Raw genomic sequence first — 6,545 nt, 5'->3', positions numbered from 1 at the left:
AGCTGTGAGATGAAGGGCCATAATTGGGCCGCAGGCTGACGGTCCGGTTCAAACGGATAGCCTTGGAAATGTTACCCGACCTCGCGCCTGAAGGACCTTACGAGATTTGCGAAGCCGAGAGTGGTATTACAACTCCCGGCAATCGCTGTGCTTCCCGCGCCAGAGCCTAGCTGGCGGAAAGAGCCCGAAATTGTTCCGCAACCGGGGCGAACATCAGGTTCATCATGTTGCCGACATCTGGCGAAGTGGTGTCGAGTGTTCCGGCCCTGATCGGTGGCTCAGGCGCGTATTCGGCCTGCAACACCAGCGCTTCGGCGTAGTTGCGGCCGCGCAGCATTTCGACCAGTGCGATGGCAAAATCCAGACCAGCAGAAACGCCTGCGCCGGTGACAATGTTGCCATCCTTGACCACGCGCTCATCCACCGGCGTGGCGCCGTAGTCGGCCAAAACCGGCCTTGTCACCCAGTGCGAGGTCGCCTGCTTGCCTTGCAGCAAGCCCGCTTTTGCGAGGATCATCGACCCAGTACAGACGCTGGTGATATGTCTGGCCCGCGAAGCGCGATCACGCACCCAGCTCATCACATCCGGGCGCGCCATGGCTGCCAGAGTGCCTTCGGTACCACCGGGCACGAACAGAACGTCGAGATCGGCAGGCACGTCCCGCATGCGCATGGTTGGCGCTATGGCGAGGCCGAGGTCGGAAGCAAGCGGCGAGAGGTCTGCCTCGGTCGTCACCAGATGTACCTTGGCCCCGAACAGACAGGCGAAGAAATAATGCGGCCCCACCAGGTCCAGTGCCGTGAACTTGGGATAGACCAGCATCGCTATCTCTTCCTGCCGGAACAAGTTTTCGCCCAGCAGGTCTTGCATGATCGTATCATGCTGGGCTGCCATGGCCTGCTGCTCTTCCAATGAAGGACTGCCGCTCGCAGCGCTGGCGGTTTGCGCCATGGCGCGCTCGAGCGCGAGGAAGGGGGCGAGCATCGCTGCCCCGGTTATTCCGCCCAGGAGGGCGCGTCTGTCGATGGTCATCTAACCAGTCCTTTCGTCAGAAGTTGAACGCGGCAGTGACGAAGGCCGAGCGCGGAGTGCCCGGGCGCACGACGTCCTGTGCGTAGTAGGAGTAAGGGGTGAAGTAGCGGCGGTTGAAAAGGTTATCGACGCGCAGACCGAGGCGGACCGACCCGAAATCATAGGATGCCTGTGCGTCTGCCACGACATAGCCATCCACCTTCGCGCCGTTGGGCAGCGTGATATAGGCGTCCGATACACCGGTCAGGCCTGCGCCAAGCTCGAACCCCTGCATCGCCCCGTTAAGGAAGCGGTATCGCGCGGCGATCCGCCCGCGATGGTGCGGCACGCGGGCCAGCCTGTCGCCAACCGGGATCACGGTGTCTTCGGTGACTTTGGCATCGACATAGCCATAGGAAGCAAGGAGCGAGAATGCCCGGCTCGGCTCGTAGATCAGATCCAGTTCCAGACCACTGCTTTCCTGTCGTCCGGTCTGGATCGACGTAAGGAAAGTGTTCGGATCAGGGGTCGGCACGTTGGTGCGTGTCAGCTTAAAGGCCGAGATCGTGCCGGACAGACCCAATTCGGGCAGCGCCAGCTTGAGCCCGCCTTCGAAGCTCTCTGACTCTTCAGGCATGGGCGAGTTGGTGCCGTTGAAGAACAGGGGCAGCCGGGAACCGGTTGCATAGCCCGCGAAAATCGAAACGCCTTCGGTGAGATCGATGGTAGCGCCGATGCGCGGATTGATCTCGTGATAGACCTCGTCATTGCCTACGCCGCCTGCCACCTCGTTGATCCGCATGCGGCTGTACCGGATGCTGCCGAGCAGGTGGAAGCGGTCTCCAATCGTTATCTGGTCCTGCGCATAGAGCGCTAAGGTCGAATATTCGTTGATCGAGGGAGGACCGTCCGGCGGCAGGATGTAGTTGAGGTTGCTTGCCGGGTCGGCAAGGTCGATCAGCCCCACATTGAACAGGTCGGAGCCAATGGTGCCGAAATAGTGAACCTTGTCCCACTGCGCACCCACGAGCAGGACATGTTCGATACCGCCGGTTGTGACCTCTGCGGTTAGCGATCCGTCAACCGTCCATTCCCCCACATCGGAGCGGAGTACGCCGTTCAATTCGGGACAGACTGTCCCGGTGCAAGGGAAAAAGGCGAAATATGGTGAGGAGCTGTATTCGTCGAAATTGCTCTTATATCTGCGCACGCGGACGCTGGCCGAGATGCCACTGGCGAGCTGTTGCGTAACATCGAGGCTGCCGCTGAAATTCTCGATGACCGAGCGCGGGGCATCGCTGGCGCTGGTGAACCGGTCACGCATTACCGTCGGATCGTCCGCCAGGGTGGCAGGCAGGCCGGTATATTCGAGCTGCTTCACGCGCGAATAGGTGATGCGACCGACAATCTCCGTGCCTTCGGCCGGCTGAAGGCGGATCGAGGGGGCGAGCAGAATTCGGTCGATGTCGACCTCGTCGATGTAATCGCCCGCGCTCTGATATTCTCCGACAAGTCGGATTCCCGCATTGTCGGACAAAGCCAAATTACCATCCGCCGCAATAGCGTAAGTGTCGAAACTGCCGACACGCACACGGCCGGAAAAACCGTTCTCGAAATTGGCGGTCTTACTGACGAGATTGATCAGCCCGCCGACCGGCGCGCCGACGCCGCCGCCGAACAAGGTCGCGGTAGGCCCTTTGGCTACCTCGATCCGCTCGACATTCCACAGACTGGCGGGATCGCTCACTGCCGTATCGCCATAGCCGATCAGGCCGTCGGCGAAGATCTCCGCTTGGAAACCACGCACGATGGGATTGGTCAGCAGGATTTCCGAAGACAAGGATGGCGTCACGTTCGATATGTTCGCCAAGGCTTCATCGAGCGTGTTGAGTTCCTGATCCTGGATCAGGGCGCTGGTCAGCACCTGCACCGATTGCGGGGTTTCCTGGATCGAGATGGGTCCGCGTAGCACGCCAGCGTCCTGCACTTGGTATTCGTCCCGTTCACCAGTCACTATGATCGTGTCCGGCGTCCAGCCCTCCTGCTGTTGGTCCTGAGCGAAGGCACTCGTCGGTGCGGCCAATGCCGCCGTGAGCGCGATGATGGAAATTCTCATGATGGTGTCTCCCTGTTGTCTGATTGTCAGTCGATGAGTCGCTCGAGCTTGGCGAGCGAGGCGTCCGGGCTTTCGTGGTAGTCGATAATGGATTGGAGCTTGCCGTCGGCATCCATGAGGTAGACGGCAGCGGTGTGGTCGATGGTGTAGTCGCCGCCTTCGACTGGAACCTTCTCGTAGAAGGCGTGGTAAGCGGCAGCGACTTCAGCGATTGCTTCGTCCGATCCCGTCAGCCCGATGATCGGCGTGCCGAACAGGTCGACATAGCGACCGATATCCTCGGGGCTGTCATATCCGGGATCGACCGAGACGAAGACGATCTGGAACTTGTCCCCGTCTGCCCCCATACGCTTCCGCAACTGGGCCAGGCGCGAAAGGGTCGTCGGGCACACGTCCGGACAGCGAGTGAAGCCGAAGAAGATCGCGAACGGCTTTCCTGACAGCGTTTGGTCTGTGACCGTGGAGCCATCCGGCGCCGTGAGTGAGAATGCACCACCGACCGTGTCGCCGTAACTGACCGGCTCATCCGGCGCAGTGTGCTGTTCCGGTCCGAAGAATGCGAACAGGCCAATGCCCGCGACGAGCGTAACGAGCAGCCAGACGATCATCCGGAAGGTCTTCATGCCTGCGGCCTGTTGCTCAGGAGTCTGTTCTTCCTCCAGTTCGGGAAACGGGTCAGCCATCGTCGCCTCCCATCGTTTCGACCGCCGGACCTTGCGCGCCGACGGGCTGGACGGTGAGTTCGACCTCGACTGTCCCCGCCTTTTCAAAGGTCAGCGAAACAGGAACGGCTTCACCCTGCCTGAGCGGCTGCTTCAGCTGCATGAGCATGATGTGAAAGCTGCCCGGCTTGAGCGTGACGGAGCCGCCAGCGGGAATTTCCAGCCCGTCCTCCAGCTGTCGCATGCGCATGACGCCATCGGTCATGTCGACCGTGTGGACCTGCAGCTCACCTGCCACCGGGGTCGATCCGCCGGTCAGGCGGTCGGCAGCGGTGCCACTGTTGGCGATCGTCATGAAGGCCCCGCCCGCATCCTGGCCCTCGGCGGTTTCACGCGACCATGGAGTCGTGATCGCAATCTGGCTTGTGGCGGCTTCTTCCTCGGTAGGCGCTTCCGCTTGCGGAGCGGAATTGCAGGCCGAAAGCAGGATCGAGCCGGCAAGAGCGGTAGCGGTGAAAATGTTACGAATGAACATCAAATTGTCTCCACATTGTGGGAGCACCCGCAGGTCACGCCGAAATGAGCGGCGGACTGTTCGAGCGGCAGGATTTCGGGTTGGGCCGACTGTGCAACAGAAACGGCGAGATGCGCGGCGAGCAGGGCCGCAATCGCGCCCCACGCTAGCCAGCGGATGCGTAGCAGCAATTGTGCCTTGCGATCGCTCAGAGTGGAGGAAATCATGCGCGCACCTCCCCGAGTTGGCGGGCGATCAGCGTGGCGACTGCGCGCTTTTCTTCGAGACTGAGGCAGCGTCCGATCTCGACTCGCTGCCACTGGCTTTCGAGGAAGAGCTGCAAACCAGCCGGGACGGCCTCATCCTGAACCAGACGCGTTGCCCGTGCAGGCAAGTCAACAGGATCGCAGCGGTTGCTGGTCCAGCGCAGCCGATCGTCCCCGATTGCTAGCCACTCGGCAGCGGGCTGCGAGCGCTGGTGCCATTCGATGGCACCAACCAGCAGCGCCATGGTGCCGAGCGCGAACATCGGAACGAGCATTTCGCCCTTGATTGCGGGCAGGATCGCCATCGCCATGAACAGGCCGATGAGGACAGTGAAAGTGACGCGCGCTTCCTGGGAAAGCTGCGATCGGTTCTCCCGCAAATGCAGGACAAGGCCCGCCTCGGGCGCGGACCGGACGGATTCCTCCGCCAGGGGCTGCCCGCCGGGGCAGCTATGTATCGAATACATGTGTGAAACTCCGACAGACCGGCGCGCGCAATTCGGGCGCGAGCCGGTAGGGCCGACAAATCAGGCTTGGATTGTCAGGCTACTGCCGGTGGCCCGCGCAATGGCGGGCGGAGGTAGGAAAATTGCCGGAACGGCAGACGCCACATCGGCGCGAGGCCGAGTACGAGAATGAAGGCGAAAGCCAGTTCGAGCAGGATGACATCGGCACCGCCGACGGCGACCTTGGCGAGACCCGAAAAGGCGCAGTGCTCGCCCTTCTTTGCGCTGTCCGAATGTCCGCTGCCCTGTTCCTTGCCGGGGATCACGATCTGCATGGCCTTGAGGCCATTCGCGCTGTCCGAACAGATCGTCACGGTAAGCACAGTGTCGCTGGATGCGGACACCATGAAGCCTGCGGGGATCACCGCCTTTATGCAAAACGCCAGCACGAGAAGCGCCAGCGCGAGGTGGCGGTGCTCCCGAATCAAGGCGCGCAATGGTTGCATCGCGCAGAGCCTTTAAGCGGAAGCGATCACGCTGTCAGCGATATTGTTTGAGCGTTTCACGAACGGCCTCTTATGGGTGTAGGGTCGTAAGCTGCGAATGACCAAAATTAGGGCGCATAGCTGACGCGCAAATCTGGGCATCTTTTATGGGTCGCCTTAATCCAGCAGGACTTTCAGTGAACAACCAAGCTCGCCTCGACACCAATGTGGGGGCCAGCATCGCGATCAACACCTACGACGAATACGGCATCCCCGGCAGCGGTAACACCGGGCGGTTCCAGTACACCGGGCAGGCATGGCTCGACGGGATCGGTTTGTATTACTACAAGGCCCGCATCTACTCGCCCACCCTCGGACGGTTCCTCCAGACCGACCCTGTCGGGTATGAGGACCAGGTAAACCTATACGCTTACGTCGCAAATGATCCGATCAATGGGGTCGATCCGACGGGGATGGAGTGCAGTAATGCTGGAACAGGCTCTGATTGTGGCCTTTTCGAAGGGTTCGTTGATTTCGTAAGCACCGCATTCAGTGAACTGGGCAGCGGATTGAAAAATGGTGATCCGCAAGCTGTTGCCGTAGTGGTAGTTGCCGATCAGATCGCAAGGACCACCGACGGTGTTGCCCAAAGAGTTTCTGACGAGGCTTCCCAAGAAGCTACAACGGCGACTGCCGGTAGAGGCTATTATAATAACCAAGGGTATGCGAACAACACGCGAAATTCCGCCGGGCCGGGCAAACCATTCACTGCTGCTCAAAAACGAGATATCTATGCGCAGAATCGTGCTCGAAATGGCGGTGTTATTCGATCAGATAAATCGGGGCAGGTCCTGCAGCCATCGCAGAGGTCGATGCGAGGCGTTTCGACTCCTAGGAATGCTGCGCAGATTGATCATCATAACCCTCGCGCCAATGGGGGGACGAACGACCCATCGAATGCTCGAGTTTTGTCAGCACCTGAAAACGTCCGAAAGAGCGACACTCCTCCATCCGAGCCTTGGTGGCAATTCTGGTAGATTTCAT

Annotated in this window: 8 protein-coding genes; 1 reads left to right on the top strand and 7 read right to left on the bottom strand. The window is 60.3% G+C overall.

Annotated elements, in window-relative coordinates:
• Positions 1-166: 166 nt before the first annotated feature.
• From CV013_RS15115 to CV013_RS15085, 7 genes are all read right to left on the bottom strand, one after another.
• Complete coding sequence (locus CV013_RS15115) at positions 167-1,033, bottom strand: DJ-1/PfpI family protein (protein ID WP_102156526.1); 867 nt, start codon at positions 1,031-1,033, stop codon at positions 167-169.
• Between the two features lie 16 nt (positions 1,034-1,049).
• Positions 1,050-3,128 carry a TonB-dependent siderophore receptor gene (locus CV013_RS15110; RefSeq protein ID WP_102156525.1) on the bottom strand — a complete coding sequence of 693 codons (2,079 nt, stop codon included), beginning with the start codon at positions 3,126-3,128 and terminating at the stop codon, positions 1,050-1,052.
• Positions 3,129-3,154: 26 nt separating this feature from the next.
• On the bottom strand, positions 3,155-3,811 hold the full coding sequence (locus CV013_RS15105) for an SCO family protein (protein ID WP_223805379.1): 657 nt from the start codon (positions 3,809-3,811) through the stop codon (positions 3,155-3,157).
• Entirely contained in the window at positions 3,804-4,325 is a 522-nt protein-coding gene (locus tag CV013_RS15100; RefSeq protein WP_102156524.1) for a copper chaperone PCu(A)C, read from the bottom strand. Before CV013_RS15100 ends, CV013_RS15105 begins: the two co-directional genes overlap by 8 nt.
• Positions 4,325-4,531, bottom strand: coding sequence for a hypothetical protein (locus CV013_RS15095; RefSeq protein ID WP_102156523.1), 207 nt, complete (start codon positions 4,529-4,531; stop codon positions 4,325-4,327). The genes CV013_RS15100 and CV013_RS15095 overlap by 1 nt, the downstream gene beginning before the upstream one ends.
• Positions 4,528-5,037: a DUF2244 domain-containing protein gene (locus tag CV013_RS15090; RefSeq protein ID WP_102156522.1), complete on the bottom strand. Its 510-nt coding sequence runs from the start codon at positions 5,035-5,037 to the stop codon at positions 4,528-4,530. Before CV013_RS15090 ends, CV013_RS15095 begins: the two co-directional genes overlap by 4 nt.
• 74 nt (positions 5,038-5,111) lie before the next feature.
• Complete coding sequence (locus CV013_RS15085; protein ID WP_102156521.1) at positions 5,112-5,522, bottom strand: DUF2946 family protein; 411 nt, start codon at positions 5,520-5,522, stop codon at positions 5,112-5,114.
• A gap of 176 nt (positions 5,523-5,698) precedes the next feature.
• On the opposite strand from CV013_RS15085, the gene CV013_RS15080 reads away from it, so the two are divergent.
• Positions 5,699-6,538: an RHS repeat-associated core domain-containing protein gene (locus tag CV013_RS15080; RefSeq protein WP_223805380.1), complete on the top strand. Its 840-nt coding sequence runs from the start codon at positions 5,699-5,701 to the stop codon at positions 6,536-6,538.
• Positions 6,539-6,545: the final 7 nt, after the last annotated feature.

This window comes from Tsuneonella flava, from assembly GCF_002870965.1.
Classification (GTDB): Bacteria; Pseudomonadota; Alphaproteobacteria; order Sphingomonadales; family Sphingomonadaceae; genus Tsuneonella; species Tsuneonella flava.
Note: the sequence above shows the minus strand (reverse complement) of the source record. Positions and strands in the feature narration are given on the sequence as shown.

Excerpts from the sequence above, each read along its gene's own strand:
- CV013_RS15110 (WP_102156525.1), bottom strand. The coding sequence starts at position 3,128 with ATGAGAATTTCCATCATCGCGCTCACGGCGGCATTGGCCGCACCGACG.
- CV013_RS15095 (WP_102156523.1), bottom strand. The coding sequence starts at position 4,531 with ATGATTTCCTCCACTCTGAGCGATCGCAAGGCACAATTGCTGCTACGC.
- CV013_RS15090 (WP_102156522.1), bottom strand. The coding sequence starts at position 5,037 with ATGTATTCGATACATAGCTGCCCCGGCGGGCAGCCCCTGGCGGAGGAA.
- CV013_RS15105 (WP_223805379.1), bottom strand. The coding sequence starts at position 3,811 with ATGGCTGACCCGTTTCCCGAACTGGAGGAAGAACAGACTCCTGAGCAA.
- CV013_RS15085 (WP_102156521.1), bottom strand. The coding sequence starts at position 5,522 with ATGCAACCATTGCGCGCCTTGATTCGGGAGCACCGCCACCTCGCGCTG.
- CV013_RS15115 (WP_102156526.1), bottom strand. The coding sequence starts at position 1,033 with ATGACCATCGACAGACGCGCCCTCCTGGGCGGAATAACCGGGGCAGCG.
- CV013_RS15100 (WP_102156524.1), bottom strand. The coding sequence starts at position 4,325 with ATGTTCATTCGTAACATTTTCACCGCTACCGCTCTTGCCGGCTCGATC.